The organism is Mesorhizobium sp. B1-1-8, from assembly GCF_006442795.2.
Classification (GTDB): Bacteria; Pseudomonadota; Alphaproteobacteria; order Rhizobiales; family Rhizobiaceae; genus Mesorhizobium.
Window position 1 is genome coordinate 3917462 of record NZ_CP083956.1, and the last position, 26931, is coordinate 3944392.

Annotated in this window: 30 protein-coding genes and 1 tRNA gene; 19 read left to right on the top strand and 12 right to left on the bottom strand. The window is 62.9% G+C overall.

The features are described 5' to 3' along the window. Window positions 1–37: 37 nt before the first annotated feature. The 5 genes from FJ974_RS19055 (at window position 38) to rpsI (ending at window position 2371) form a co-directional block, all read left to right on the top strand. A complete protein-coding gene (locus FJ974_RS19055; protein ID WP_140538360.1) occupies window positions 38–499 on the top strand; it encodes a PaaI family thioesterase in 462 nt (153 codons plus the stop codon). A gap of 42 nt (window positions 500–541) precedes the next feature. Further along, on the top strand, window positions 542–736 hold the full coding sequence (locus tag FJ974_RS19060) for a type II toxin-antitoxin system HicA family toxin (RefSeq protein ID WP_140538361.1): 195 nt from the start codon (window positions 542–544) through the stop codon (window positions 734–736). Window positions 737–754: 18 nt separating this feature from the next. After that, on the top strand, window positions 755–1153 hold the full coding sequence (locus tag FJ974_RS19065) for a type II toxin-antitoxin system HicB family antitoxin (protein WP_140538362.1): 399 nt from the start codon (window positions 755–757) through the stop codon (window positions 1151–1153). A gap of 277 nt (window positions 1154–1430) precedes the next feature. Beyond that, window positions 1431–1895, top strand: coding sequence for a 50S ribosomal protein L13 (gene rplM / locus FJ974_RS19070; RefSeq protein ID WP_140538363.1), 465 nt, complete (start codon window positions 1431–1433; stop codon window positions 1893–1895). Then, window positions 1895–2371, top strand: coding sequence for a 30S ribosomal protein S9 (gene rpsI / locus FJ974_RS19075; RefSeq protein ID WP_140538364.1), 477 nt, complete (start codon window positions 1895–1897; stop codon window positions 2369–2371). Before rplM ends, rpsI begins: the two co-directional genes overlap by 1 nt. Window positions 2372–2428: 57 nt before the next feature. On the opposite strand, the gene FJ974_RS19080 is transcribed toward rpsI, so the two are convergent. Next, a complete protein-coding gene (locus FJ974_RS19080; RefSeq protein WP_140538365.1) occupies window positions 2429–3337 on the bottom strand; it encodes a LysR family transcriptional regulator in 909 nt (302 codons plus the stop codon). 95 nt (window positions 3338–3432) lie between these two features. Between FJ974_RS19080 and FJ974_RS19085 the strand changes: the two genes are divergently transcribed. Further along, on the top strand, window positions 3433–4305 hold the full coding sequence (locus FJ974_RS19085; protein WP_140538366.1) for an aldo/keto reductase family oxidoreductase: 873 nt from the start codon (window positions 3433–3435) through the stop codon (window positions 4303–4305). Window positions 4306–4477: 172 nt separating this feature from the next. Here FJ974_RS19085 and FJ974_RS19090 read toward each other — a convergent pair whose 3' ends face one another. Together FJ974_RS19090 and FJ974_RS19095 are read right to left on the bottom strand one after the other, a co-directional pair. After that, window positions 4478–5536 carry a glycerophosphodiester phosphodiesterase family protein gene (locus tag FJ974_RS19090; RefSeq protein WP_140538367.1) on the bottom strand — a complete coding sequence of 353 codons (1059 nt, stop codon included), beginning with the start codon at window positions 5534–5536 and terminating at the stop codon, window positions 4478–4480. A 95-nt stretch (window positions 5537–5631) separates the two neighbouring features. Next, a complete protein-coding gene (locus tag FJ974_RS19095; protein WP_140538368.1) occupies window positions 5632–6846 on the bottom strand; it encodes an acyltransferase family protein in 1215 nt (404 codons plus the stop codon). A 124-nt stretch (window positions 6847–6970) separates the two neighbouring features. On the opposite strand from FJ974_RS19095, the gene speB reads away from it, so the two are divergent. Beyond that, a complete protein-coding gene (gene speB / locus FJ974_RS19100; RefSeq protein ID WP_140538369.1) occupies window positions 6971–7972 on the top strand; it encodes an agmatinase in 1002 nt (333 codons plus the stop codon). A 30-nt stretch (window positions 7973–8002) separates the two neighbouring features. Next, window positions 8003–8935: an N-acetyl-gamma-glutamyl-phosphate reductase gene (argC, locus tag FJ974_RS19105; RefSeq protein ID WP_140538370.1), complete on the top strand. Its 933-nt coding sequence runs from the start codon at window positions 8003–8005 to the stop codon at window positions 8933–8935. 11 nt (window positions 8936–8946) lie between these two features. Here the strand turns inward: argC and FJ974_RS19110 are convergent, their stop codons facing one another. Next, window positions 8947–10038, bottom strand: coding sequence for a COX15/CtaA family protein (locus FJ974_RS19110; protein ID WP_140538371.1), 1092 nt, complete (start codon window positions 10036–10038; stop codon window positions 8947–8949). 153 nt (window positions 10039–10191) lie between these two features. On the opposite strand from FJ974_RS19110, the gene FJ974_RS19115 reads away from it, so the two are divergent. Further along, on the top strand, window positions 10192–10407 hold the full coding sequence (locus FJ974_RS19115; RefSeq protein ID WP_140538372.1) for a DUF2842 domain-containing protein: 216 nt from the start codon (window positions 10192–10194) through the stop codon (window positions 10405–10407). Between the two features lie 6 nt (window positions 10408–10413). Here the strand turns inward: FJ974_RS19115 and FJ974_RS19120 are convergent, their stop codons facing one another. Then, window positions 10414–11472 carry a polysaccharide deacetylase family protein gene (locus FJ974_RS19120; RefSeq protein WP_140538373.1) on the bottom strand — a complete coding sequence of 353 codons (1059 nt, stop codon included), beginning with the start codon at window positions 11470–11472 and terminating at the stop codon, window positions 10414–10416. Between the two features lie 90 nt (window positions 11473–11562). Between FJ974_RS19120 and FJ974_RS19125 the strand changes: the two genes are divergently transcribed. Together FJ974_RS19125 and FJ974_RS19130 are read left to right on the top strand one after the other, a co-directional pair. Then, window positions 11563–12792 carry a GNAT family N-acetyltransferase gene (locus tag FJ974_RS19125; protein ID WP_140538374.1) on the top strand — a complete coding sequence of 410 codons (1230 nt, stop codon included), beginning with the start codon at window positions 11563–11565 and terminating at the stop codon, window positions 12790–12792. Between the two features lie 148 nt (window positions 12793–12940). Next, window positions 12941–13177: a hypothetical protein gene (locus FJ974_RS19130; RefSeq protein ID WP_140538375.1), complete on the top strand. Its 237-nt coding sequence runs from the start codon at window positions 12941–12943 to the stop codon at window positions 13175–13177. 56 nt (window positions 13178–13233) lie between these two features. On the opposite strand, the gene FJ974_RS19135 is transcribed toward FJ974_RS19130, so the two are convergent. Next, a complete protein-coding gene (locus FJ974_RS19135; protein WP_140538376.1) occupies window positions 13234–15438 on the bottom strand; it encodes a GumC family protein in 2205 nt (734 codons plus the stop codon). 266 nt (window positions 15439–15704) lie between these two features. Between FJ974_RS19135 and FJ974_RS19140 the strand changes: the two genes are divergently transcribed. From FJ974_RS19140 to FJ974_RS19170, 7 genes are all read left to right on the top strand, one after another. Continuing rightward, window positions 15705–16268, top strand: a complete 564-nt coding sequence (locus tag FJ974_RS19140) for a polysaccharide biosynthesis/export family protein (RefSeq protein WP_140538377.1) — start codon at window positions 15705–15707, stop codon at window positions 16266–16268. 8 nt (window positions 16269–16276) lie between these two features. Then, window positions 16277–17407 carry a glycosyltransferase gene (locus FJ974_RS19145; protein WP_140538378.1) on the top strand — a complete coding sequence of 377 codons (1131 nt, stop codon included), beginning with the start codon at window positions 16277–16279 and terminating at the stop codon, window positions 17405–17407. Between the two features lie 94 nt (window positions 17408–17501). Next, complete coding sequence (locus FJ974_RS19150) at window positions 17502–19037, top strand: undecaprenyl-phosphate glucose phosphotransferase (protein WP_140538379.1); 1536 nt, start codon at window positions 17502–17504, stop codon at window positions 19035–19037. A gap of 41 nt (window positions 19038–19078) precedes the next feature. Then, entirely contained in the window at window positions 19079–20353 is a 1275-nt protein-coding gene (locus FJ974_RS19155) for an O-antigen ligase family protein (RefSeq protein ID WP_181177296.1), read from the top strand. Window positions 20354–20407: 54 nt separating this feature from the next. After that, a tRNA-Pro gene (locus FJ974_RS19160) sits at window positions 20408–20484 on the top strand. 227 nt (window positions 20485–20711) lie between these two features. Further along, the gene (locus tag FJ974_RS19165) at window positions 20712–21782 is read left to right on the top strand and encodes an acyltransferase family protein (RefSeq protein ID WP_140538380.1); all 1071 of its coding nucleotides are present in this window, start codon (window positions 20712–20714) and stop codon (window positions 21780–21782) included. A 136-nt stretch (window positions 21783–21918) separates the two neighbouring features. Then, complete coding sequence (locus FJ974_RS19170; RefSeq protein ID WP_181177294.1) at window positions 21919–22431, top strand: DUF1036 domain-containing protein; 513 nt, start codon at window positions 21919–21921, stop codon at window positions 22429–22431. Between the two features lie 159 nt (window positions 22432–22590). On the opposite strand, the gene FJ974_RS19175 is transcribed toward FJ974_RS19170, so the two are convergent. Beyond that, complete coding sequence (locus tag FJ974_RS19175) at window positions 22591–23049, bottom strand: YbaK/EbsC family protein (protein ID WP_140538382.1); 459 nt, start codon at window positions 23047–23049, stop codon at window positions 22591–22593. A 168-nt stretch (window positions 23050–23217) separates the two neighbouring features. After that, window positions 23218–23478, bottom strand: coding sequence for a helix-turn-helix domain-containing protein (locus tag FJ974_RS19180; protein ID WP_140538394.1), 261 nt, complete (start codon window positions 23476–23478; stop codon window positions 23218–23220). A gap of 308 nt (window positions 23479–23786) precedes the next feature. Between FJ974_RS19180 and FJ974_RS19185 the strand changes: the two genes are divergently transcribed. Continuing rightward, the gene (locus tag FJ974_RS19185) at window positions 23787–24386 is read left to right on the top strand and encodes a hypothetical protein (RefSeq protein WP_140538383.1); all 600 of its coding nucleotides are present in this window, start codon (window positions 23787–23789) and stop codon (window positions 24384–24386) included. Between the two features lie 60 nt (window positions 24387–24446). On the opposite strand, the gene FJ974_RS19190 is transcribed toward FJ974_RS19185, so the two are convergent. From FJ974_RS19190 to FJ974_RS19205, 4 genes are all read right to left on the bottom strand, one after another. Further along, the gene (locus FJ974_RS19190) at window positions 24447–24746 is read right to left on the bottom strand and encodes a glycine zipper domain-containing protein (protein ID WP_140538384.1); all 300 of its coding nucleotides are present in this window, start codon (window positions 24744–24746) and stop codon (window positions 24447–24449) included. Window positions 24747–24853: 107 nt separating this feature from the next. Next, window positions 24854–25393 (bottom strand): MerR family transcriptional regulator, encoded by a 540-nt coding sequence (locus tag FJ974_RS19195; RefSeq protein ID WP_140538385.1) that lies wholly within the window; start codon window positions 25391–25393, stop codon window positions 24854–24856. A 131-nt stretch (window positions 25394–25524) separates the two neighbouring features. Then, a complete protein-coding gene (locus tag FJ974_RS19200; protein ID WP_010915609.1) occupies window positions 25525–25848 on the bottom strand; it encodes an integration host factor subunit alpha in 324 nt (107 codons plus the stop codon). Between the two features lie 103 nt (window positions 25849–25951). After that, complete coding sequence (locus FJ974_RS19205; protein WP_140538386.1) at window positions 25952–26923, bottom strand: beta-ketoacyl-ACP synthase III; 972 nt, start codon at window positions 26921–26923, stop codon at window positions 25952–25954. Window positions 26924–26931: the final 8 nt, after the last annotated feature.

The window sequence follows — 26931 nt, forward strand, 5'->3', positions numbered from 1 at the left end:
AGGCGCCCTGCCTTTCGCCTCATATAGGAAACCGCGTATGCCAGCCCAAAGCAATCTGAAGCCGGTGTTGACCGCGGCGGAAGTCAACGCGCTGATGGAAAGCGTCTATCCGCAGCTCAACGACCAGTTCACCTTCTACGAGGCGCTGGAGGTGTTTCCGGGCGGCTGCACGGTGAGGCTCAACGCGGAGCAACGACATCTGCGGCCGGGCGGCACGGTCTCGGGCCCTTCGCTGTTCACGCTGGCCGATATCGGCGGCTATGCCTGCGTGCTCTCGCATGCCGGTCCCGATGCGCTTTCGGTGACCACCAATCTCACCATCAACTTCATGCGCAAGGCCGGGGCGGGGCCGATCGACGGCCATTGCCGCATCCTGAAGCTGGGAAAGAGCCTGATGGTGTTCGATATCGACATCGTCGCCGGTGCCGATCATCAGACTGTGGCGCATGCCACCGGCACCTATTCGATCCCACCGAAGCGAGTCGATACGCTGCGCTAGATTTTCTGGTTAGATGTGTATATATATGCGCATAGGTGGCATATGCTAGAGCGTGACAGTCGAAAGATCGTGAAGCGCTTGAAGGATGACGGCTTCGAGCTGGTTTCGGTGCGCGGTTCACATCACAAGTTCCGCAAAGGCGAAATCACATTGATCGTCCCGCATCCGGAAAAGGATCTGCCGACCGGCACAGCTCGTGCGATCGCCAAGCAAGCAGGCTGGATAAGGGCAGGATGAAACGTTCCGGAGGCTGAGATGAAGAATTATTTTGCATTGGTCGACAAGGACGCCGATAGCGCGTTCGGCATCCGCTTTCCCGATATTCCCGGCTGTTTTTCGGCTGCCGACGACGCGAAGGACATCGTGCCGAACGCGACCGAGGCACTGCAACTGTGGGCAGAGGACATGCCTCTTCCCGAACCGTCCAGCCACGAAGCGGTTATTGCGCTTCCCGACATACGCCGTGCGCTGGCTGACGGCAGCTATCTGGTCTCCGTGCCACTCATCGACAATGACAGCGCCGTCGTCCGGGCGAACGTGACGTTCGAGCGCGGCGTTCTGCGTGCGATCGATGCCGCCGCGCGCGAACGCGGCATTACCAGATCGGCGTTCCTTTCCAGCGCGGCCCGCAAGGAGATCGAAGCAAAGCACTAAGCGTGGCACCGCCGAGATGCAAATCCGTCGCAGCAATGCGGTAAAATAATACCGTCTGTTCAAGTCATTGTTTTTGCGTTGTTTTTCTAGCCAACCGAGTTTTCCGTCGCCTTGACGCGTCGGGCACCCTCACCTATAAGACCTCTCGAAGCAGCGGCCCGCAAAGGCCGCCGTTTTGTTATTGGCGGCGGGCAACGCGCCCATCACCAATCCAAGCAACAAAAAACGCCTTCTTCTGTCTTCGTGGATGGGGAAGGTCAACCGAGAGCAGGAAACCATGTCAACCTTTTCGCAGAAGCCTGCGGATGTGGTGAAGAGGTGGGTGCTGATCGACGCCGAAGGTCTCGTCGTCGGCCGTCTCGCCACTGTCATCGCCAACCATCTGCGCGGCAAGCACAAGCCCACCTTCACCCCGCACGTCGACGACGGCGACAACGTCATCGTCATCAACGCCGACAAGGTGGTGTTCACCGGCAAGAAATTCACCGACAAGGTCTACTACTGGCACACCGGCCATCCCGGCGGCGTCAAGGAGCGCACCGCGCGCCAGCTGCTCGAGGGCCGCTTTCCCGAGCGCGTCGTCGAGAAGGCCGTCGAGCGTATGATCCCGCGTGGCCCGCTCGGCCGCCGCCAGATGAAGAATCTCCGCGTCTACGCAGGCGCCGAGCATCCGCACACAGCCCAGCAGCCCGTCGCGCTCGACGTCGCCAAGCTGAACGCCAAGAACAAGAGGGCTTCGTAATGGCTGAGCTTTCCTCGCTCGCAGAACTCGGGACTGTCACCGCCGCCGCGCAGCCGGCCGCGCCTGTCCACGTCCAGAAGCTCGACAAGTCGGGCCGCGCCTATGCCACCGGCAAGCGCAAGAACGCCATCGCGCGCGTCTGGGTGAAGCCGGGCTCCGGCAAGATCGTCGTCAACGACAAGGAATTCGCGAGCTATTTCGCGCGTCCGGTGCTGCAGATGATCCTCAACCAGCCGATCGTCGCGGCTAACCGCGCCGGCCAGTACGACATCGTCGCCACCGTCATCGGCGGCGGCCTGTCGGGCCAGGCGGGCGCGGTGCGTCACGGCATCTCCAAGGCGCTGACCTACTACGAGCCGGGCCTGCGCTCGGTGCTCAAGAAGGGCGGCTTCCTGACCCGCGACAGCCGCGTCGTCGAGCGCAAGAAGTACGGCAAGGCGAAGGCCCGCCGGTCTTTCCAGTTTTCCAAGCGCTAAAGGCTGCGAAGTCCAAGCTTTCGGAAGGCCGCCTCCGGGCGGCCTTTCTTGTTTCAGTCACCAGTGCCCGGCCGGCGTTTTTATGTAGTCGATGAAGGCGCGCAGCGGCGCCGGCACCAGCCGCCGGCCGGGATAATAGAGAAACGGCCCCGAGAAGCTTTGCCACCACGGCTCGAGCACAGGTTCCAGGACGCCTTTGTCGAAATACGGGCGTACCCAGTCCTCGAAGAGCCAAAGAATGCCGACGCCGGCGATCGCCGCATCGACAGCGAGATCGACGCCGCCGCCGATGCTGACGACCAATGGCCCCGTGGGATCGACCCGCACAACCTCGCCGTCGCGCTCGAACTCCCAAGGCGTCATAACCCCGCTCGGAAAGCGACCGCGCACGCAGGCATGGCCAAGCAGGTCGCGCGGGTGCTGCGGCCGACCGTGCCGATCGAGATAGGCTGGCGCGGCCGAGGTGGTGAAGCGCTGCGTGCGCGGCCCGATCGGCACCGCGATCATGTCCTGCTCCAGCCGCTCGTCATACCGGATTCCAGCGTCGCAGCCAGCCACCAGCAGATCGATAAAGTTCTCCTCGGCAATCACCTCCAGGCGAATGGCGGGATAGGCCGCGAGAAATCCAGGAACGATTTTGGGCAGCACCAGACGCGAGGCGCTTATCGGCACGTTGAGACGCAAGGTTCCGGCGGGCCGGTCGCGAAAGCCGTTCACCACATCGAGCGCGGCTTCGACTTCACCCAGCGCGGGGCCAAGACGCGCCAGCAGGCTGGCGCCTGCCTCGGTCAGGGCGACACTGCGCGTGGTACGATTGAAGAGCCGCACACCGAGTCGCGTTTCCAGACGGCGGACGGCTTCGCTGAGCACTGAGGCGCTGCCGGCCGTGGCGCGGGCCGCTTCGCGAAAGCCGCCAGCGCGCGCCACGGCCATGAACGCCTGGAGATCGTTGAGGTCAGCCGCCATTGTTCTTAGTTCCGCACAGGTCGTGCTGATTATGCCTGATTATCAGGACAGCAGCCATCCCCTATCTCCGTCGCCGACAGCGAAGGAGAGCAACAATGTCCAGCGTCAACAAATTCGGCACTTTCAAACTCGGCGATCGCCAGGTGCGGCGGCTTGGTTATGGCGCCATGCAACTTGCGGGGCCCGGCGTGTTCGGCCCGCCGAAGGACCATGATGCGGCGATCGCTGTGCTGCGCGAAGCGGTCGCCAACGGCATCAACCACATCGACACCAGCGACTATTATGGCCCGCATGTCACCAACCGGCTGATCCGCGAGGCACTGGCGCCCTATTCGGACGACCTCGTCATCGTCACCAAGATCGGCGCCCGCCGCGGCAGCGACGCGTCCTGGCTGCCGGCCCATTCCCCTGAAGAACTCACGCAAGCCGTGCACGACAATCTCCGCAATCTCGGGCTCGACGTCATGGAGGTGGTCAACCTGCGCATCATGTTCGACACCCACGGTCCTGCTGAAGGCTCGATCGAAGCACCGCTGACCGCGCTCGCCGAACTGCAGCGCCAAGGCCTGGTGCGCCATATCGGGCTGAGCAACGTCACCGCCAAGCAGATCGCCGAAGGCCGCAGCATTTGCGAGATCGTTTGTGTGCAGAACCAGTACAATCTGGCCCACAGGGGCGACGATGCGCTGATCGATGAGTTGGGCCGTGAAGGCATCGCCTATGTGCCGTTCTTCCCGCTCGGCGGCTTCAGCCCGTTGCAGTCCTCGACGTTGTCGGGTGTTGCCTCGCAGCTGGGTGCGACGCCGATGCAGGTGGCGCTGGCCTGGCTGCTGCAACGTTCGCCCAATATCCTGCTCATCCCGGGGACTTCATCGGTCGAGCATTTGCGGGAGAATCTGGCGGCCGCCGACCTGGAGCTGTCGGCTGAGGTGTTGAGCGAGTTGGATGGCATCGCGAAGGCGGCGTGAGCGCCGGCTAATCTCCCCCCTCGAGGGGGAGATGGCCGCAAAGCGGCCAGAGGGGGTCAGTTCGACCGGGCTCGACCTGCTGCTAAGATGAGGTTGGCGCTCCACGCGCGGCGACCCCTCTGTCGCCTTTGGCGACATCTCCCCCTCAAGGGGGGAGATGTCCAGCCGCGCTTCAATTAATACTCGCCGTGTGCGCCGGCTCGGCCGGGCGCGGCTCGCTGGTATAAGGCACCCGAAACCCGTTCGCCGCCAGCCAGTCGATCGCCGCCTTCGGCTCGTCGGTCTGGATGATGGTGGCGCCGCGGTCGGCCCAGAAGCCCCAGGCCTCGCGCGGCAGGCTGGCTGCCACCGCCAACTCGTCGCCGCGGCCGCCGGCGAGGAAGCCTCCAGGCTTGTTGACGATGGCGTAGGTGTCGGCCCACAGGTGCCAGTCGCCGCGCACGGCAGAGGCCCGCATGCGGGTGCTGAACAGCGGCCCGCCGGTGGTGGTCAAAGTCTCTGCGCCGTTGCGCCAGTTGATCAGCTCGATGGCATGAGGCGCAAATGCCTTGTCGACCTCGCCGGCAAAGGCGGCGTCATGCACGGCATCGTCGGCGAGGATCGGCATGAACTGGAAGCCGCCGCCGGCCTGCGCGAGGGCCGCCTTCGCGGCCTCGATTCGTTGCTGGTTCCAGAGGTTTTCCTTGACGATCACCTGATCAACCATGCCGAGCTCGCGGGCAACCGCGATCATGCCGGGCAGGTCCGTAACCTCCAGCTTGTTGTCGAGATTGATCAGGATCCGGTCCTTGGTCGCCGTCAGCATCTCGCGCAGTGTCGACACGGTCTCATTGGTGACGGCACCGGTGCCTTCGACGACCAGCCGGCATTGCTTGAGCTCGGCCAGCGTGTAGTGATCCACCTCGCCCTTGCAGGTGGTGGTGCGGTCGAGCCAGCTGTCATGCATGACGACAAAGACGCCGTCCTTCGAGCGCCTGATGTCGACCTCGACGATCTCGGCGCCGATCGCGATCGAGCCTTCGACGGCGGCAAGCGAATTTTCGGCATAGAGCGTCTTGCCGGCCTGCATGCTGCCGGCGCGGTGCGCGGCGACCATGACATGATCGCGCCACTGGTTAGCGTGTTCGAAACGGTCGAGGATTTGGCCGGCATGTGTTTTGCCGGCTAAGGTCTGGCCGGTACTGGCCGTCAAAGCAGCGGTGAACAGAAGGCTCGGCCAGATCGTTCGCATCAGGGAATCGCTCCGTTCCGGGTTGCAACCGGTTAGGCGATGCCCATGACAGGCCGGTGAACGAAGCCGGCTAGCTGTTTTGGCGGCTTGACGCCTCAGATGCGCTTTGAAAGGTGACGGAACCAGGCCAGCGCCGGCATTTCGACGAAGCGCCAGGTGAACCAGGAGGCGATGACGACGGCGACGAGCATCGCAACCAGAGCCGCAAAGCCGATCCATGCCGAGCCGGCGCCGAAGCCGGTTGCCGGCTCACCGCGCAGCACAAGATCGCCGATGATGCCTAGACCGAGCTTGCGCTCGAGAATGCCGCCGACATTGATCATGCGGCCCTGGACGAAGATGTGGACCATGTAGATCGAATAGGAAAGCGATCCCAGCATCAGCATCGGGCGGCTGCGCAGCAGCGCGCTGACCAAGCCGCCCTCATGGGCGAACAGATAGAGCGCCAGCGCGAAGACGACAGGCGCGGCGATGCCGGTATCGTTCGTTCCGGCGACTGAGACGAAGAGGACAATCACGAGGATCATGGCGAGCTCGGCCAGTGTCCAGGCAACACGCCCTGCCCCGCCGCTAAGCGCCTGTCGCGCCGTTGCAATGGAATCGTGCTGAAACCAGGCAAGCAGTGCGCCTAGCGAGAAGCCGTAAAGGCAGCGGATGAAGCCGAAATCGAAGGACACGTCCATATGACGGGTCGAGAAGGCAAGCAGGAAGAAAGGCGCCGTGGCGGCGCCAGCGGCAAACCATATCCAGGCCTGCCGGCCGGTCGCAAAGACAACGCCGGCAAACAGCAGATAGGCGAAGAACTCGGCCGAAATGCTCCAGCTAGGCGCGTTCCAGCTCAGATGATCCTCGACTCCCATGCCTTGCAGCAGCAAGAGGTTAGCCACCAGGCTTTTCAGATCGAAGCCGGCGGTGAAGGGCGCAGCACCGGTCCCGTGCAGCTGCGGCACCACCTGCCGCAGTGCCTCGAAAGCGGCGAAGGCGGCAAGCATCAGCACATGCAGCGGGTAAATGCGGCCGAAGCGGACCAGCGCGAAGCGGGCGAGGTCGTCGGGCTCGCTGAGCCGGCTGCCGTAGGAGCTGGCAATGACGAAGCCGGACAGGACGAAGAAGAAGTCGACGAAGAGATACGAGCCGCCGACAAAGGCGCTCTGCGAAATCATCGACGTGGTCGGGAAATGAAACAGCGCCACCAGCAGCGCGCAGATGCCGCGCCAGGAATCGAGCACCAGGAAGCGCTCGCCCGCCATCGTGCCGGCACGGGTCGCCGCAGGCGCAGGCGCGAGGTTGAGCAAGGCTGCTTCAGTCATAATGATACAGATCCTGTGTTGCCATGGCACCGCCCAGGCGCCATTGCGTCTCGGCAAGCTGCGACTCGCATGTTGTGTGCCGGTTCTGTAGTTGTGGCTGCCCGATGAAAACCGAGGATCCGTAATGGCGAACAAAGAGATCGACCACGCCTTCACCGCCCGCGCCAAGACGGGCGCGTCGTTCGAGCCGACCTATGCCGGCGCGCTGTCGTTCATGCGGCGCAAATACACCAAGGACGTCAAGGGTGCGGACGCAGTGGTGTGGGGCATTCCCTTCGACGCCGCCGTCACCAACCGGCCCGGCGCCCGCTTCGGGCCGCAGGCGATCCGCCGCGCCTCGGCGATCCTCGACAACGACCCGCAATACCCGTTCTCGCGCGATCTGTTCGACCAGCTTTCGGTGGTCGACTACGGCGATTGCCTGCTCGACAGCGGCAACCACCAGAAGACGCCCGGCACGATTGAGCGCGAGGCGGCCAAGATCCTGAGATCAGGCGCTTTCCTTTTGTCGCTCGGTGGCGACCATTTCGTCACGTGGCCGCTGCTCAAGGCGCATGCGGCGATCCATGGACCGCTGGCGCTGGTGCAGTTCGATGCGCATCAGGATACCTGGCCGGATGACGGCAAGCGCATCGACCATGGCTCCTTCGTCGCCCGCGCGGTGAATGAAGGGATCATCGATCCCGACCGCTCGATCCAGATCGGCATCCGTACGCACGCGCCCGACACCTTCGGCATCAAGATCCTCTACGGCCACGAGGTCGAGGAAATGCGCGCCTCCGACATCGCCTATGCCGTCGTCGAGCGCACTGCCGGCAGGAAGACCTATCTCACCTTCGACATCGACTGCCTGGACCCGGCCTTCGCGCCCGGCACCGGCACGCCGGTGGCCGGCGGCCCCTCCTCCGCCAAGATCCTGTCGACGCTGCGCCAACTCGGCCAGGTCGACATTGTCGGCGCCGATATCGTCGAGGTTGCGCCGGCCTATGATCATGCCGATATAACGGCGATCGCCGGATCGATCATCGCCATGCACTATCTCGGCCTGCTGGCCGAACGAAAGGCAAGGCTCGAGGAACTGAACAACAGCAATCATGTCGTGCTCAATCATGCTCACGGCATGTAGTGTTGGAATCGCAAGGAATTTGACCAGGCCATGAAACCGAAAATCTTCATCGACGGCGAGCACGGCACGACCGGCCTGCAGATCAGGGCGCTGCTGGCGGAACGCGGCGATCTGGAGATCATCTCGATCCCGAGCGAACGCCGCAAGGAGACCGCCGCCAGAGCCGAGTTTTTGAACGCCGCCGATGTCGCGATCCTCTGCCTGCCGGACGCCGCCGCCAAGGAAAGCGTCTCGCTGATCGAGAACGACACGACCAAGGTGATCGATGCCTCGACCGCGCATCGCGTGGCCGAGGGCTGGGAGTATGGCTTCGCCGAGATGGACAAGGCGCAGGCGAAGAAGATCGCCGGCGCGAAACGCGTCGCCAATCCCGGCTGCTGGCCACAGGGGCCGATTGCCACGCTGAGGCCGCTGGTCGCCGCCGGCCTGCTGCCCGCCGATTTCCCGGTCACCGTCAATGGCATTTCCGGCTATTCCGGCGGCGGGCGGCCGATGATCGAGGACTATGTCGCCAAAGGCGAGGATGCGTCCGAATTCCTGCCCTATGGGCTGACGCTGCAACACAAGCATGTGCCGGAGCTCAGGACCTATGCGAAGCTGTCGCACGATCCGATCATGCAGCCGGCGGTCGGCAATTTCGCGCAAGGCATGATCACCGTGGTGCCGCTGCAACTCGGCGGCCTCGACCGCGTGCCGACGGGCGAGGAGCTGCATGCCGCGATAGCCGATCATTTCGCGTCGATAGACGGCGGCGTGGTCGAGGTCGCGCCATACACGCATATGGAGCGCATGCCGGAGATCGATCCGGAAGTTTATAACGGCACCAACCGGATGAAGCTCTATGTGTTCGCCAATGACGACAGGGCGCAGGCGCTGCTCTTGGCCGTCTACGACAATCTCGGCAAGGGCGCTTCGGGCGCTGCGGTGCAGAACATGGACCTGATGCTCGGCCTCAAGCCCTGATTATTCCAGGCTCAACTTCCGAGCTTGACCTCGGTCGGCAGCGGATAGGCGCCCTTGGTGCCGCGCCAGTGCGCAGCGGCGAAACCCAGCACGACCAGCGCAAAACCCTGGTGCGTCAGCGCCATGTGCAGCGGCACCTGCATCAGCAGCGTGCCGATGCCGATCGAGGCCTGCACCACGACCAGCAGGAATAACAACGTCGCGCGGCGGGCATGCGTGGTGCCCGGCTGGCGCCGCCAGGTGGCGACCATGTGCCAGAGCGCCGCGGCAAAGACCGTGTAGGCGCCGAGGCGATGGACGAACTGCACGGTCTTCGGATTCTCGAAGAAATTGCGCCAGGCGGGTTCCAGCAGCAGCAAATCACCGGGGATGATCTTGCCGTCCATCAACGGCCAGGTGTTGTAGCTGAGGCCCGCATCGAGCCCGGCGACCAGTCCGCCAAGATAAATCTGGATCAGCGCCAAAAGCACGATGAAGCCGGCGAGCCGCTGCGTCGAGCGATCAGCGGCGGGCTCAGAGTGCGGCGCAAGACCCCGCGCGACCACCATGGTAGCGGTGAAGATCAGCGCGGCCAGCGTCAGGTGCGTCGCCAGCCGGTACTGGCTGACCGAGACACGGTCGACAAGGCCGGAAGCCACCATCCACCAGCCGATGGCGCCCTGCAGCCCGCCGAGAAGGAGGATACCGACGAGCTTTGGCCCGAGGCCGTGTTCGATGCGGCGCGTCGCCCAAAAAAACAGCAGCGGCAAGGCGAAGACGACGCCGACGCTGCGCGCCAGGAGACGGTGCGCCCACTCCCACCAAAAGATCGACTTGAACGCCTCGACGCTCATGCCCTTGTTGAGCTCGGCATATTGCGGGATCTGCTGGTAGCGCTGGAACTCTTCCTGCCATTCGGCTTCGTTGAGCGGCGGGATGACGCCATGGATCGGCTGCCATTCGGTGATCGACAGGCCGGACTCGGTGAGTCTTGTGGCGCCGCCGACCAGCACCAGCGCAAACAGCACGAGCAACACGACATAGAGCCAGCCGCGCACCAGCGCGCGATTGTTGAGGTCACGGTCCCGGGCGGCGTAAGGGGCCGCGGCGGTGATGGCAGCCATGGGCATGTCCCGGCGGTTGAAAATCGCCGGATTGGTGGACCATGACCGCCCGGCTGGCAAGACCGGACAGCGCGGCACGCCGTCGCGCCGTGCTGCGCCGGTTGCGTGTTTCTTCTGTTCGGCCTAAGCGATAGCCATCAACGGAACCGCGACATGCCCATTCGCCTGAAAAAGCTGATCGGGACCATCCTGCTGGTGGCGCTGGTGATCATCTATGCGCTGATCGCCTCTGCCATCGCAGTCACAAGGCTTGCCGAATACGGTCCCACGGTGCATCTCCTGTTCTTCCTGTTCAGCGGCCTGCTCTGGGTGCTGCCGGCGATGGGCATCATCAAATGGCTGATCCTGGAGCCGCGCCCGAAGGCCTGATGCGCTTCAGATCGTAACCACCATCTTGCCGGCATTGGCGAGCGGCGTGGTGACACCCGACAGCATCGTGCGGATGTGAGCGACCCTCTGGTAGCGGCCGTTGACGGAGATGCGCGGCAACGCGTGCAGGAAGCCGGCATGCTCGGCTCTCAGCACGCCATGCCTTGTCGTCACCGCCGATATATAGCCGGCATCGCGGGCAAACCCCACCTCGCGGCAGCCGACGGCGCTGGCGTAGCCATAGGGATAGGCGAGATGACGCGGCTCCCCGCCGAGCTTATCCTTGAGGATACGCCGGACGTCGCCGATCTCGCGGCGTGCATCGGATTCCGACAGCCGCTTCAGATTGCGGTGATTGACGGTATGCCCGCCGATGGTCACCAGCGGATGGGCGGCCATTGTGCGGAGCTCATCCCAGTTCATCAACGTGCTCGTGCGGCCTGAGCCGAACTTGTAGCCGTTCATGCGCGCCAGTTCGCGCAACGCGGCGCCCTGCTCATCCTCCGGCACTTCCAATGTCAGCCAGGCATTCAACCTTGCAATGGCCTGGATCTTTCGGCCAGGCGTTGAGCAATCGATGACCGCCGATCCACTCGCCGTCTTCAGCGTCACATGCGAGCCGGTGTCGACGATATCCTCGACCACGTCCCACCAGAGGTCTGCTGCCCCGTCGATCAGGCCAGGCGCGACATAGATGGTGATCGGCGCACCATGCTTCTCCAACACCGGCAGCGCTTCCGTCATGTTGTCGCGATAGGCGTCGTCGGCAGTGATCGTCGCAAACTGGCCGCCCTTGCCGCTGAGCTTGATGCGCTCGATCGCTTCATCAAGGGAAACAAAGGTATAGCCTCTTCCCTTCATGTCGGCGATCAACCTGTCGAGAAAAGCGGGGGCGATGTTCAGGTGGCGGTTGACGCTGTTGGGTTTCTCAGGCGTCGCGGTCACGCGATGCAGCATCAAAATGGCGCCGATGCCGCCGACAAACGGCTTCGCCAGCGGAGCAAGACCGGTGTAACGGGCAAGGTTCAGCGCCAGTTTCCGGATTGCCTCGCCCCCGTCGATCATTCCTTCACCTTTTGCGCCTAGGCTTATTCAAGCACGACATTCGCCTATGCGAACCCCAGGTTGCAACCAATACGTCTTAAGGATTGAGGGATGGTTGACGCCATCGCGTCATTTGACGGCAATCGCGTCGCGGCCAACGAAGCTCCACCCCGCGCGCCCGTCTCAAAACAAGGCGGCCTGACGGCGGCGGTGAGCGGCAGCGCAGGCCTTGCCGACTACGCGCAATTCTGCGCTTCGGCGTTGTTTGCTCCGGCGCAGAGCGCGATCTGGGTGCGCAGCTGGTCGACCGAGACCAGCGCCGACATTGTCGTCGCCACGCTAAGCGCCGAAGGTGTCCCGATGCTTTCGCTGGCCCTGGAAGTCACCAGCCTCGGCCCATTCCGCGTTGCCCATTTCGCCGGCGGGCGCCACGCCAACGGCAATTTCGCGGCCGCCAGCCCGCACTTGCTGCCAAACATCGATGGCCCGGCGATCCGCTCGCTGTTCACGGCCATCCGCAAGGCGCGGCCGGACATCGACCTCGTGGCGCTGGAACGGCTGCTGCCCGATCTCGACGGTATTGCCAACCCGCTCGCCGCGCTCGCTAATTTTCCGAGCCCCAACCTTGCGCTCGCGGTCGGTCTCAGCGGCGGCTTCGACGCGCTGCTGGCCCGCGCCAGCGGCAAACGCAAGCGCAAGAAGCACCGCTCGCAGACGCGCAAGTTCGAGGCGGTCGGTAGCTTCCGCCGTGTCGAGGCTCGCTCGCGCGAAGAAGTCGACAGGCTGCTCGACGCCTTCTTCGACATGAAGGAAGCGCGGTTCCGCAAGATGGGCATCGCCAATGTGTTCGGCGACGCCCAAGTGCGCGCTTTCTTCCGGGCCTTGTTTGCGGATGCTCTTGCCGAGGAAAAGCCGTCCTTCCTGCTGCATGGACTGGAGGTGGCGGGGAAGCTGCGCGCCATCACAGGCTCCAGCCGCTCGGGCAAGCGGCTGATTTGCGAGTTCGGGGCGATCGCCGAGGACGATCTGGCCTTCACCAGTCCCGGCGACTTCCTGTTCTTCGACAACATCCAGGAAGCCTGCGAGAAGGGCTTCGACATTTATGATTTCTCGGTTGGCGACGAACCTTACAAACGGCTGTGGTGCGACATCGAAACCCGGCATTTCGAGGTGCTGGCGCCGCTGACGCTGAAAGGCCGCGCGTTGGCGATGGCGCTGAGACAGGGCGCGCGGGCCAAGGCGTTCATCAAGAACAACCCGACGGTGTGGCAGCTGACAAAGATGCTGCGCCGCAAGGCCGCCGGACAGGCAGCGCCAACTGCTGCCGAGGATGACAGTTAGCCTGGAAAGGCTGGTCGGCATATCGCACAATCGCCGTTGAGCTCCAAGTTGATACGGGCAAGCGGGTCGAGGTTGAGACCTTTGAAGGGTCTTGGACGGAACCTATCGCCGGCCACGCGGTTTTCGCACTCAGAAGGAGGAACCGGCCATGGCTAAGTGCGACCAGTGCGGCAATGACTACGACAAGGCATTCCAAGTGAGCCTGGACGGGCAAACCTACACGTTTGACAGCTTCGAGTGTGCGGTCCAGAAGCTTGCGCCGACGTGCCCTCATTGCAGTGTACGGATCATGGGGCATGGCGTCGAGCAGGGCGATATCATCTATTGCTGCGCGCATTGCGCCGGGCAGGAAGGGGCCAACGCGCTGACTGACCGCGCACCTTGACATCCGCGGTCCTCTTTGCCCCTCCTCTGGAGGCCATGCGGGAGCGCTTTCCAGCCTTATGCAGCCGAGCGGCGTCCGGGCAGCGGCGTTCCCGGCGGTTCGTGGCCGACAGGGGTCACCAGCGTCAGATCCGGGTAGCCGTTCTCGATCAGCTTGACCGCGGCCTGCGTCACCTCGTCATCGGCTTCCAGCATTGACAGGAAGACCTCGGTGCCCTCGCCGACCAGGCGGCTGATGCCTTGCGCGTCGGCGGGGCCGCATTCGACCACGACCAGATCATAGGCGGTGGTCAGCGACTGCATGATGATCGGCAGCCGGTCGGCGGCGCGCATTGCCCGGACAGGATCGGCGGTGCCAACTGGAACGACGTGGGCATCCGAATAAAGATCGGGATGGATGACATCGCTGAACTGCGCTTCGGAGGCCAGCAGATTGGTGATGCCGGGGAAAAGCCCGCTGTCCAGCATCGGCCGCGAGGCGGCGCCCGAGGCGGTGAGATCGAGCAGCAGGACGCGCAGGCCGGCGTCGGAGACCTCGCGCGCCACCAGCACGGCGGTAGCGGCAGCCTCGTCGCCTTCCGGCGACACGAAGATGGCGCGCGCCGCTCCCGAAGCGATCAGCTTCTCCGCCGCCTTGTCGACATCGATCTCACCGAGTTTGGACTGCACCGGTTTTGGCGGTTCCGCCACCGCTTCCGCCTCCGTGGTGACGACCTCGTCATCACCGACGTCGGAAGGAACCGTGTCATCCGCGGGTTCGACCGCCACCGGTTCGGCGCGCGCCACCGGTTCGGTGCGAACTACCGGCTCGGTGCGTGCCACCGGCATCGCCACCTGTTCGATATGGTCGAAGCGCGCGCCTGTTGCGGGGCGCATGGCGCGGCCGGAGAACAATTCCCCCAGCAACGTAGCGATCGCCATCAATAGCAACGACGCGACCGCCGCTGCACCTGTGATTGGTCCGATCTTCGGGAAATAAGGCTCCGTCGGCGCTCGGGCCTCAGACATGATCCGGGCGTCGACCGGCAAATATTGGCGAATGTTGCGCGAAGAGGCCTCACGGTAGTTCGCCATATAGGTTTCAAGCTGCTGGCGCTGAACGGCCGCGTCGCGCTGCAGCGCATCGAGCTGGACCTGCTGTTCGCCGGCGCGCGATGATGCGGCCTTCAACTGGTTGACGTCGGAAACCAGCTGAGCTTCACGCGCCTTTGCCGAATCGGCCTGCGCCGTCAGCCCTCTGATGATCTTCTGGGCTTCGTTGCGAATCTGACCATCGAGATCGGCAAGCTGCGACTTCAGCGCCCGGATGCGCGGATGGTTGTCGAGCAAGGTCGTCGAAAGATCGGCAATGTTGGTCTTGAGCTCGACCTGGCGTTCGCGCAGGCGCTGGATCAATTCGGAGGACAGCACCTCCGGCACGCTGTCGAGCGAGCCGCCATTCTGCAGCGCCTTGCGCACGCTCTCCGCACTTCCCTCGGCTGCAGCGCGACTGGCGCGCACCCGCGACAATTCAGTCGACAGTTCGGAGAGCTGCTGGGTAGCCAGCACCGCATTGTTGCCGCCCATCAAAAGGTCTGACTGGGCGCGGTATGCAGCAACCTTGGCTTCGGCCTGCTTCACCCGATCCTGCAATTCGGCGATTTCCGGCCCAAGGAACTCCGTGGCGGCGGAATTCGATAGCTTTTTGGCGTTGCCCTTGGAGGCCATGTAGGCCTTCGCAATTTCGTTCGAGATCGCCGCCGCCAGGTTGGGGTCCTCCGAAGAGAATTCGATTGCGATGGCGCGAGACTTTTCGACACCGTACACGTTGAGCTTGTCGTGCATTGCTTTCAGGACACGATCTTCCAGGGGAATATCGATCGGATCGCTCTTCAGCCCGACAAGAATGAGGACTCGACTCAGAGGCGACGCCTTCAGCGTTTCGTCGAATTCCGGCTTTTCTTCGAGATTGAGCGTCTTTGCTACCTGCTTGAGGATGTCAGGCGACGAAATGATCTGGACCTCGGTGGCTACCGCTTCCTCGCCCGGTATCGACTTGTCGTCATTGGTCGAGCCCGCCGGCCGCGTGAAAACCGATTCGCCTGGCCCGATCTCAAGCTTGGCCACGGCCTTATACTGCGGCGTCGCGAACCAGGCGAAGGCAAAGGCAAGGCCGGTGACGACAAGCGTGACGAAGAGAATGCGCAGCCAGTTCCTCGCCAGACTGGCAAAGAGCTGTCTCAGATCGACATCGACATCTGCGGCCGCGGCCTGAACGGACATTCTCATCCTGCTCCGGAACTATGAGTCGAGGATGGACCGTAAACAACTATGGTAACTCAGCCGTTAAGATCAGCGCTGACGCCTATTAGAAGTTACTCAGAGAATATCCGGCGAACATAATAAAAGGATTATGCTTTTGCCGGTCGCCGCCGTTTCGCTCGGCCGTCCTTTACCGGCCATTAACCCTAACAGGATGATAACAGGCGCACTTTCCTGGGGTTGACCGCGACAGCCGCGGCAAGAGCGATGAAGGTACGTGACCGGACATGAAAAGCACTGCTTCTCTCTTTCGCGCTTTGCTGGCCGTCTCGCTGCTCACCGGCTGCTCCAGCTACCGCCCGGCACCCGCCGCCTTCCATGAAGTGCTCGACCAGCCCTACCGGCTCGGCGCCGGCGACCGCGTCCGCGTCACCGTGTTCGAGCAGGACGGGCTGACCAACACTTACAGCGTCGACCAGTCCGGCTACCTGTCCTTCCCGCTTGTCGGCACCGTGCCGGCGCGCGGCCACACCGCCCAGCAGCTGGAGAAGGAAATCGCCGACAAACTGCGCCAGGGTTATCTGCGCGATCCGGACGTTTCGGTCGAGATCGACCGCTACCGGCCGATCTTCGTCATGGGCGAAGTGGGTGCGGCCGGCCAGTATTCCTATGTGCCGGGCCTCACCGTGCAGAAGGCGGTGGCGATCGCCGGCGGCTTCACACCGCGCGCCAATCAGGAAAGCGTCGACATCACCCGCGACATCAACGGCAAGGTGATGACCGGCAGGGTGCAGACGTCGGACCCACTCCTGCCCGGCGACACCGTCTACGTCCGCGAACGCCTGTTCTGAAAACCAGCGTGGCGGCTCACCTCCGCATCGTCCACTGCTTCCGCTCACCGGTCGGAGGAATCTTCCGGCACGTGCGCGACCTGACCGAGGCGCAGCTTGCTGCCGGCCATTCGGTCGGCATCGTCTGCGATTCGACCACCGGCGGCGACTATGAGGAGCGCCTGTTCGAGGCAATGAAAGGCAGCCTCGCGCTCGGCATCCATCGCACGCCTATGCAGCGTCATATCGGCCCGGGCGACCTCGCAGCCGCCTGGCGCACCTACCGAATCATCAAGGAATTGCGGCCGGACGTGCTGCACGGGCACGGCGCCAAGGGTGGCGCCTATGCCCGTCTGTTCGGCTCGATGTTGCGGGTATCAAGGTCTCGCGTAGCCCGCCTTTATTCGCCGCATGGCGGCTCCCTCCATTATGACGAAACGACGGCAACCGGGAAGCTGTTCTTCGCGCTGGAGCGCTTCATGGCGCGCTTCACCGATTGCCTGCTGTTTGTCTCCGACTATGAGCGGCGGACCTATCGCCGGAAGGTCGGCGAGCCGCCTATCCCCAACACGCTGGTCTATAACGGCCTGCGCGCCGCCGAATTCGAACCGGTGGCAAGCGCGCCCGACGCGGCCGACTTTCTCTACATCGGCATGATGCGCGATCTCAAAGGTCCGGACATCTTCATCGACGCGCTGGCGCTGGCCGGCACGGAGATCGGCCGTCCGTTGAGCGCGGTGATGGTCGGCGACGGCGACGACCTGCCCCGCTATCATGCGCAGGTGGAACGGCTCGGGCTTGCCGGCCGTGTCCGTTTCCAGCCGCCGATGCCCGCAAGGCAGGCTTTTGCGCTTTCCCAATTGGTCGTGGTTCCGTCCCGCGCCGAGGCGATGCCCTACATCGTGCTGGAGACGCTGGCCGCCGGCCGACCGATGATCGCCACCGCGGTCGGCGGTATCCCCGAGATCTTCGGCGAAGCCTCCCCTGCCCTGATCCGGCCGGATGCCGGCCTGCTGGCGGACAAGATGCAGATAGCGCTCAACGATCTCGACGCCTACCGCGGACTGATGCCGCAGCTTGGCGAACTCAAGGCCCGATTCGGCGCCGACGTCATGGCGGCCGACATCGAGAAGGCCTATTTCGCGGCGCTGAGCAAATAGCCCCGAACTGCAACGGCTTCAAAACCACTGGTTGTTTCAAGGCTTTCTTAGCTCTCTTTTGCTATTGGATGGCGCGAAGCTCGCGGACAATCCCATGAACGAGATCGATCCCGTGCGCCGCTTTTCCATGGATGCGGTGCGCAAATTCGACACACCCGCCGAAAGCGAAAAGCCCGGCGGCATCAACGACGTCGCCCGCCAGGTCGCCTCGCAATACCGGCGCGATACGATGTCGCCGATCATGGTCAGCGGCGTGCTGCGCATGGTCGAGTTCGCCGTGCTGTTCCTGTCTGGGCTATGCCTCTATTTCTACTATCTCGGCTTCTTCAACTATCTTGCCTGGCAATATCCGCTGACGATCGCCGCCGCCTCGTTCCTGACGGTGGTGCTGCTCGATGTCACCGACAGCTACCAGGTCTCCACCTTGATGCGGCCGATCGCCAATTTCGGCCGCGTGCTGCTGGTCTGGGCGGGCACCTTCGCGTTGATGGCGCTCACCGCCTTTGCCATGAAGATGTCGCAAGACTATTCGCGCCTTTTGTTCGGCACATGGTTCGTGGTCGGGTTCGTGCTGATCTTCGGCCTCAGGCTGGTGATGTCGAGGCTCATCCGGCGCTGGGCGCGCGACGGCCGCATGGAGCGCCGCGCCGTCATCGTCGGCGGCGGCAAGTCGGCGGAGGGGCTGATCCGCTCGGTCGAGAAGCAGCCCTACAACGACATCCGCATCTGCGGCATCTTCGACGACCGCGGCGACAAGCGCTCGCCGCCGATCGTCGCCGGCTACCCGAAGCTCGGCACCATCTCCGAACTGATCGAATTCGCCCGCATCGCGCGCATCGACATGCTGATCGTGTCGCTGCCGCTGACCGCCGAATCGCGCGTGCTGCAACTGTTGAAGAAACTCTGGGTGCTGCCGGTCGACATCCGTCTTTCGGCGCATTCGAATGCGCTGCAGTTCCGGCCCCGCGCCTATTCCTACATCGGCTCGGTGCCGATGCTCGATATTTTCGACAAGCCGATCAACGACTGGGATTCGGTCGCCAAGCGCGCCTTCGACATCCTCTTCTCGCTCGTTGGCATCGTCCTCTTCTCCCCGGTGATGCTCGCCACCGCTCTTGCCATCAAGCTCGACAGCAAAGGTCCGGTGCTGTTCAAGCAGAAGCGCCACGGCTTCAACAACGAGGTGATCGAGGTCTACAAGTTCCGCTCGATGTACACCGACAGGTCCGACCCCACCGCCAAGCAGACGGTGACCAAGAACGATCCGCGCGTCACCCGCGTCGGCCGCTTCATCCGCAAGACCTCGATCGACGAGCTGCCGCAGTTCTTCAATTCGCTGTTCGGGTCGCTGTCGCTGGTCGGGCCGCGCCCGCATGCGATCGCCGCCCAGTCGCACAATCTGCTCTACAACGAGGTGGTCGACGGCTATTTCGCCCGCCACAAGGTCAAGCCCGGCGTCACCGGCTGGGCGCAGATCAACGGCTGGCGCGGCGAGATGGACACCAATGAAAAGATCCGCATGCGCACCGAATACGACCTCTATTACATCGAGAACTGGTCGATGCTGTTCGACCTGCGCATCCTGTTCCTGACGCCGGTCCGCCTGCTCAACACGGAAAATGCCTATTGAGCGCCGTCACCCATGACCTGCCGGCTTCCGCGATCAACGAGTTGCCGCCTTCGGCGGTCAACCAGTTGCCGCCTTCGGCGGTCAACGCCAAGCTGATCGCGCTGATTTCATCCGCCGCAATCGCCGTCGGCATCCTGCTTTCCGGCTTCGTCATCAGCGAACCCGCGCCTTACGAGCTCTACATGGCAGGGCTGATTGCCGTCTGGTCGCTGTTCGGCCTGAGAATCTCGCGCGCGATCGTGCCGCTGCTGGTGCTTTTGGTGGCGATGAATATCGGCGGCATGATCGCGATGACACAGATGGCCGATCTCGCCAACACGCCGCTTTATCTCGCGGTGTCGCTGTTTCTCGCCTTCAGCGCGATCTTCTTCGCCTCGGTGACGTCGGTCCAGCCTGGCCTCTACCGGCTGATCTTCATCGCCTATGTGGTGTCGGCGGTCGCCACCTCGCTGCTCGGCATCGCCGGTTATTTCCATGCCTTTCCCGGCGCCGAGATGTTCACCAAATACGACCGCGCCGCCGGCGCGTTCCAGGATCCGAACGTGTTCGGGCCGTTCCTGGTGCTGCCCGGAACCTATCTGCTCTATCTGCTCCTCACCGGCCCGGTGTCGCGCATGCCGCTGCTTGCCGTGCCGCTGCTCGTCATCGCCGCCGGCATCTTCTTCTCCTTCTCGCGCGGCGCCTGGGGCATGTTCGCGGTGTCGGCGGTACTGCTCACCGCCTGTCTGTTCCTGCAGAGCGCCAGCGGCATGTTCCGGCTGCGGCTGGTGGTGATGACGATCGCGGCGGTGGCGCTGCTGGTCATCGCCATTCTCGTCATCCTGCAACTGCCCGGCGTGTCGGACATGTTCACCCAGCGCGCCCATCTCGAGCAGAGTTACGACACCGCGCGGCTCGGCCGCTTCGCCCGCTACACGATCGGCTTCCAGCTGGCGCTGGAGCATCCGTTCGGCATCGGCCCGCTGGTGTTCGGCACGATCTATGGCGAGGACACGCACGATATCTGGCTGAAGGCGCTGATGGATTACGGCTGGCTGGGCTTCGTCTCGTTCCTGACGCTGACGCTGTGGACGATTTGCGCCGGCTTCCGTATCCTTTTGCGCAACCGCCCCTGGCAGCCTTATCTGCTTTGCGCCTATGTCGCCTATCTCGGCAATATCGGGCTTGGCACCTTCATCGACATCGACCACTGGCGCCATCTCTATCTGCTGCTCGGGCTGATCTGGGGCGCCATCGCGCTGGAATATGCCCATCAGCGGCAATTGCGGCTGGCGCGGCGACCTATGCCGCTAGCGGCTATTTCATCAGCAGGCTAGCCGCCGAATTCGGTTGACCGGCACGGGGTTATCACGATACATCGCGACCCGGTCCGGAGTGTAGCGCAGCCCGGTAGCGCACTTGACTGGGGGTCAAGGGGTCGTCGGTTCGAATCCGGCCACTCCGACCAACAAAAACAAATGGTTAGCCGCATCCCCCAAGCCGGCTGTCTGGTGAAACGCTCCGAAGCATCATCTTCCCGACACATGCTGCGCGCGTCCATGCTGCGATTCGGACAGATCCATGTAGAGCCTTAACAAGTTTGTTAATGGAGCTCAGAGTATAGCGTTTGTCCTTGGGCGGCGCCGTGGCTCTGCAGACGGCGGGCCGATACGTCCATGGCCGGGGGCACTCTCTATGGAACCGAAGCCTTCTCCCGCTGCGTCAAACCTGGCGCCATTGACCAGCTTGCGTTTTTTCGCCGCCGTCTATGTGCTTGCCTATCACTCCGTGGACAAGACCGGGGCGTCGCTTCTGGTCATCAATTTCCTGGAGAATGGCTATCTGGGTGTATCGTTTTTCTTCATCCTGTCCGGGTTTATCCTCACCCACTCCTACTTCGGCAAAATGTCTGGCCGGGATGACGTCCAGCGCTTTGCCATTGCGAGATTTGCGAGAATCTACCCAGTCTACCTGCTCGCTCTTCTTGTGGTTCTGCCACGGGTAACCCTGCCATTCGACTACCCGCTGATGGCGCTGGCGACGCTTGGCCTCATTCAGTCCTGGGGCTCACCATCGCTGGCGAACGGGTTTTTCTGGAATCCTCCAGGCTGGACACTTTCGGTCGAATTCTTTTTTTATCTTGTATTCCCGCTGCTGCTGCCGCTTTTTTCAAAGCTGACGATCGCCACCCTGTGGTTCGGCCTGGCCGTTGCGGTGCTGATCTTCGCCGTCATGTGCCTGCCGGGTCTTGGACCGACGGGTTATCTTGCGTTTGACTGGATGCAGGTAATTCCTCTCCCACTTCTGCGGCTGCCTGAATTTGTGACCGGCATTATCTGCGCTCTGCTGTTTCGGGCCGGCTCGCTCAACCGCTTTCGCGGCGACTTGGCTGCCGTTCTGGCGGGCGGGTTTACGATGGCCGCTCTGGTCACAACAAGCACCGAGACAACAGGGTCGCTGGCGGGGATAGGCTTTGTGGCGATGATAGCAACGTGTGCCGTGAACGACGGCATGGTTCGGCGGGTGCTTTCGTTCAAGCCGCTCGTCCTGCTGGGCAGTGCAAGCTATGCCCTGTACATTCTCCAGATTCCGGTCCGAAGATGGATTCCGGTGATTTTTTCCGGGGATTGGGATTGGATCGGACGCCTAATGTATCAGCCTCTGCTGATTATTATTTCGATTGTCGTCTTCATGCTGGTGGAGGAGCCCGCCCGCAAGCTTCTCCGCGGCGCAACACTGAGGCAGGCAGCGCCTTCGGTCGCCTAACGCCGGGACCGGATCGGCGGCGGACGATACGCTTCGCGCGCACGCGCGGCGCTACCGCACCACAGCGCGACATGCATCTTGACTCGCGAGAATGACGATAGGATTGTCCGGTCTGCTCCGTTCCGATGGTGTCTGCATGTCCGCTTCGAGACGTGTCATTTCGGTTCTAACACTGGCGCTTACCTTACCGATGTTTGCAGAGCGCGCCTGTGCAGAAATCAAGATATGCAATAACTTTTCGCAAACGGTCTACTTTTCGATCGGTTATACTCAACCTGGATATGACTCGTTCATGTCTCGGGGATGGCTTATATTACCACCAAATGGTGGGTGCGACGAGTTCGACAGCGCACTCCACTTGTCTGTGTTTTGGTACTATGCGGAAACCAACGCCTATTACGTCCGCAAGCACGTGACAAATACCAATACATGGGGGTCGGTGCATCCCGACAAGCAGCTATGGGTCGCCCGAAACTCTTTCAATATCATCGACAACCCGAGCATGGGTCGCCCTTCCGACCCAGGCGCCAGATTGGTTGGTTTTGCCAAGTCACTCGAAGCGACCGATTCAGAATTGAATGAGACGCTGACGATCGAGGCGGATGGCATCAACGTCACGCAGACCATCAGCTCTTCCACAAGCCCGTAGCCTTCTACGGACCAGCAGGGCAAATCATGGCGCAGGAGGGAGCGGCGAAGCCGCTTCAAATCGCCGCCATTTGTCTGATCTCGCGCTGGCGACAGCCTGAGACTCACTCCGATTTATCCTGTCAGTCGCGATCGTTGTGCCGCGAGCGGGCAGCAACAATTACTGGCACACATCGATCCATTCGGCGCCGACCAGTTCGGCCATGTGTTGCGGCGCGATGCGCACCGCGGCGTTGGTGGCGCCGGCGGCGGGAACGACCTCGCCGAAGGCGCGTAGCGATTGATCGCAATAGACCGGCAACGGCGCCGGCAGGCCGAACGGGCAGACGCCGCCCGGCGGATGGCTGGTTGCCGCCAGCACCTGCTCGGCGTCGAGCATGCGCGGCTTGCCGCCCAATGTGTCCTTGAACTTGCGGTTGTCCAACCTGGCAGTGCCGCTGGTCACGACCAGCATGGTCTCATCGCCGACGCGCAGGCAGATGGTCTTGGCGATCTGCGCCGGCAGCACGCCATGCGCTTCCGCTGCCAGCGCCACCGTCGCCGAACTTGCTTCGGTGACGATAACCTCGACATCCGGCGCATACTCGGCAAAGAAGGCGCGAACCGATTCCAAGCTCATGGCAAAAACCTCGTCAGTGGCCAAGCCGGCGCCTGGCGAATCGCGTGGCCGGGATTGGCACATGGCACGGCAGCTGTTGGCAAGAGCTGGTGGCAGCGCCTCCGGAGGCGCAAAAAAGCCCGCCGGGCGATGCCATGGCGGGCTTTTCATGCGGAGGCGCTGGCAGTCTTATTGCTGCGTTGGCCGATTCTCGGCGGGCACCCTGATCAATTCCTCTTCCGGCACCTGCAGTGCGGAAGCGATGCGCCGGAGCTTTGCCGGATCGGCATCCTTGCCGTCCTCGATATCGACGATTTCGCCGACGGCGAGGCCGCAGGTCAATGAAAGCTCTTCGATTGTATATCCCCTCGTTTCGCGCAGGGCCTTGAGGGCGCTGTAGCCGGGCGCGGCAATGATGTCGTTTGAAACCCGGTTTGCGGTGTTGGGCATGGCAACTCCTTGAGATGAAACAAGTCTGAGATGAAATGTGGCGTTGCCTGAGACGGGCGGGAGAATGCTCGTTAACAGGTGATTTGCCAAGAGTGCCGAAGCGGCCGTCACGCCATCGTGAACCGGTGTTCCCGACAGGAGGCCGAGGCCGCAGAGCCACCGAAATGTAAGGTGGCGCGACGCGCAATCAAGTTCTTTTGAAGCGCCGAGGGCCGGACCCGCCGGCATTTTGCCTGCTCCAATTCGTTAAGTCTCTGTCACTGGTCGACGGCGGGCGGCGTCAAACCCTTTTGGAAGGATCGGATGCCATGAACCTGAAGCTATTCGCGATCGTGCTCGGCACGATTTCAAGTCTTGCGAGCGCCGCGCAAGCGGACATTGTGCAATTGCGCGGCACGGTGGTCGACCGCGCCGGAACGTCGCTGACGGTGAAAGCCCGCGACGGCAAGACCGATACGGTCACTCTTGCTCCCGACTGGATGATCTCCGGCGTCGCCAAAGCATCGGCCGCCGATATCAAGCAGGGCGATTTCCTCGGCATCGCATCGGTATCCAAGGGCGACGGCGGCAGCGGTGCGCTGGAAGTCGTGATCTTCCCCGCGGCCTTGAAGGGAACGGGAGAAGGCGACCGTGCCTGGGATCTGCAACCGAACAGCCGAATGACGAACGGCACCGTTGCCGACGTGACCGAGGTCAGCGGCCGGACGGTGACGCTCACCTACAGCAACGGCCAGAAGAAAGAGATCGCCATCCCGCAGTCGACGCCGATCGTGAAATTCGCGACCGCCAAGCCGGCGGATCTCAAGCCGGGCACGGCGGTCTTCGTCAGCGCCGAGCGCGGCAGCGGCGGCAAGCTCGTTTCGCGCCGGGTGGTGGTCGGCAATCATGGCGTCGCTCCGCCGATGTGAGGCGAAGAGGGCGGCCGTCGACGGATTGGCCGCCATTTCCATTTCACATGTCGGTATTAATCAGCGCCGGCTGAGCAGAAGGCCGGCAAGCAGCCCGACCACGACCAGTCCGACGGCGGCTGCAGTAGCGGGATGGTCGCGCGCCGTCCGCTCGAGCGCCCTGCCCCTGCGCCTTATCTCAGGCAGCGCCTCGTGGAGGCGCTCGCTAAACTGGGAATAGTAGTCGGAGGCCGCCTCGCGGCCGTCCTCGTAGGCGTCGCCCCGCTTCGCCATGGCTTTCCTGAGGTCGTTCAGCTGCCGCGAGAGCACGGCGACCTGCTTTTCCAGATCGAGGTCCGAGAGGGTCGAAAACGAGGCCATGCCGAGCATCCTTCTCTTGCAGAGAATGCCTAACGCATGGACCCGGACGCAGTTCCGGCGTCCAGGGGTGGCTGTTCAATTCCGCGTGGCGACGGACAGCCGGGGATTTAACGCACCTGGTCGAGCAGCCGCTTGCACTCCAGGAGGTCAAAGAGCGCTTCCTGCAGCAAAGCCCGGTTATCGCGCGACAATTTCGAGGAGTCCGGCTGTACGGGACCCTCATCGTCGCTCTTGCCGAGGCCGAAGAAGCGGCGGCTGGGCTTCACCCTGGGCTGGCCGACAAGCGCATCGTCGTCGCCGCGCGGCTGGGCTGCCGCGGTGAGCGGCACTTCGTCGGCCTGTCGGCGCTGGGCGATCGCCTCGACCGCCGCCATGTCGCCATTGCCGATAGCGACCAGGAAATGGTTGCCGTTCTCGCGCAGCAGCTTCTGCACGCCCTTGATCGTGTAGCCTTGGTCGTAGAGCATGTGCCGGATGCCCTTGATCAGCTCGACATCCTGCGGCCGGTAATAACGGCGGCCGCCGCCGCGCTTCATCGGCTTGATCTGGTTGAAGCGCGTTTCCCAGAAACGCAGCACATGCTGCGGCAGATCGAGATCTTCCGCGACTTCGCTGATGGTGCGGAAAGCATCGGGGCTCTTGTCCATGGGCGGATCCTCACGCTGGACGGCAATGCGGCGTCTATGCCGAATCGCACCTTATTTCAGCGATTTATGAAACGATATTCAAGCCCGGCGTCAAAGCGGGCGGGCTGTTTTCAACCGCATTCACGCCCAGACTACTTGCCGCCCTTGGCCTTGCTGTTCTGGTGCGAACGCAGGATGCGGTTCTTCAGCACATTCGACGATTTGAAGGTCATCACCCGGCGCGGCAGGATCGGCACTTCCTCGCCGGTCTTGGGATTGCGGCCGATGCGCTCATTCTTGGAACGGACATGGAAGGTGGCAAAAGAAGACAGCTTCACCGTCTCGCCGCGAACGATGGCTTCGCAAATTTCGTCCAGAACGGCTTCGACGAGCTCGGCCGATTCAGTTCGCGACAAGCCAACCTTGCGGTAAACGGCTTCGGCAAGGTCGGCACGCGTCAGTGTCTTTCCCCCCATGCGACCGTCCCATCAGCTCAAAAAACGTAAATCGATACAGGTAAAGGCGGAGCGTAAGTAATTGATCCGGCAAGGTCAAGGACCGAACCCGTCCGTTCGGAACTTACCAGCGGACCAGCACCGCGCCCCAGGTGAAACCCCCACCCATCGCCTCGAGCAGCACAAGGTCGCCCTTCTTGATGCGGCCATCGTTGACGGCCACCGAGAGGGCGAGCGGCACGGAGGCAGCCGAGGTGTTACCGTGTAAATCGACGGTGACCACTACCTTATGTTCGGCAATCCCGAGCTTCTTGGCCGAAGCGTCAATAATTCGTTTATTGGCCTGATGCGGCACGAACCAGTCGAGGTCCGCGGCGGTGATGCCGGCGGCGGAGAAGGTCGCCTCGATGACATCGGTGATCATGCCGACGGCATGCTTGAACACTTCGCGGCCTTCCATCCTGAGATGTCCGACGGTTCCGGTGGTCGAGGGGCCGCCATCGACAAAGAGCTTGTCCTTGTGGACGCCGTCGGAGCGCAGGCTTGCCGCCAGCACGCCGCGATCGGCAATGGTGCCTATCCCCTCTTGGGCTTCCAGAACGACCGCGCCGGCGCCGTCGCCGAAGAGCACGCAGGTCGAGCGATCGCTCCAATCGAGGATGCGCGAGAAGGTCTCCGAGCCGATCACCAGCACCCGCCTGGCCAGCCCGCCGCGGATATAGAGGTCGGCGGTGGCAACCGCATAGACGAAGCCGGAGCAAACCGCCTGCATGTCGAAGGCGAAGCCGTGATGCATGCCGAGCCGGTTCTGGATCTCGACGGCAGTCGCCGGGAAGGTGTTGTTGGGCGTCGACGTCGCCAGCACGATCAGGTCGATGTCGGCGGGCGTCAGGCCGGCGCTGTCGAGCGCGGCGCGCGCCGCGGCTTCGCCCAGCGATGCCGTCGTCTCGTCATCGGCCGCGACATGGCGCTGGCGGATGCCGGTGCGCTGGACGATCCACTCGTCGGAGGTCTCGACCATGCCTTCGAAGTCGGCATTCTTCATGATGCGGCGGGGCAGCGCGGCACCGTTGCCGCGCACGACTGATCTGATCAAGGTTCGTT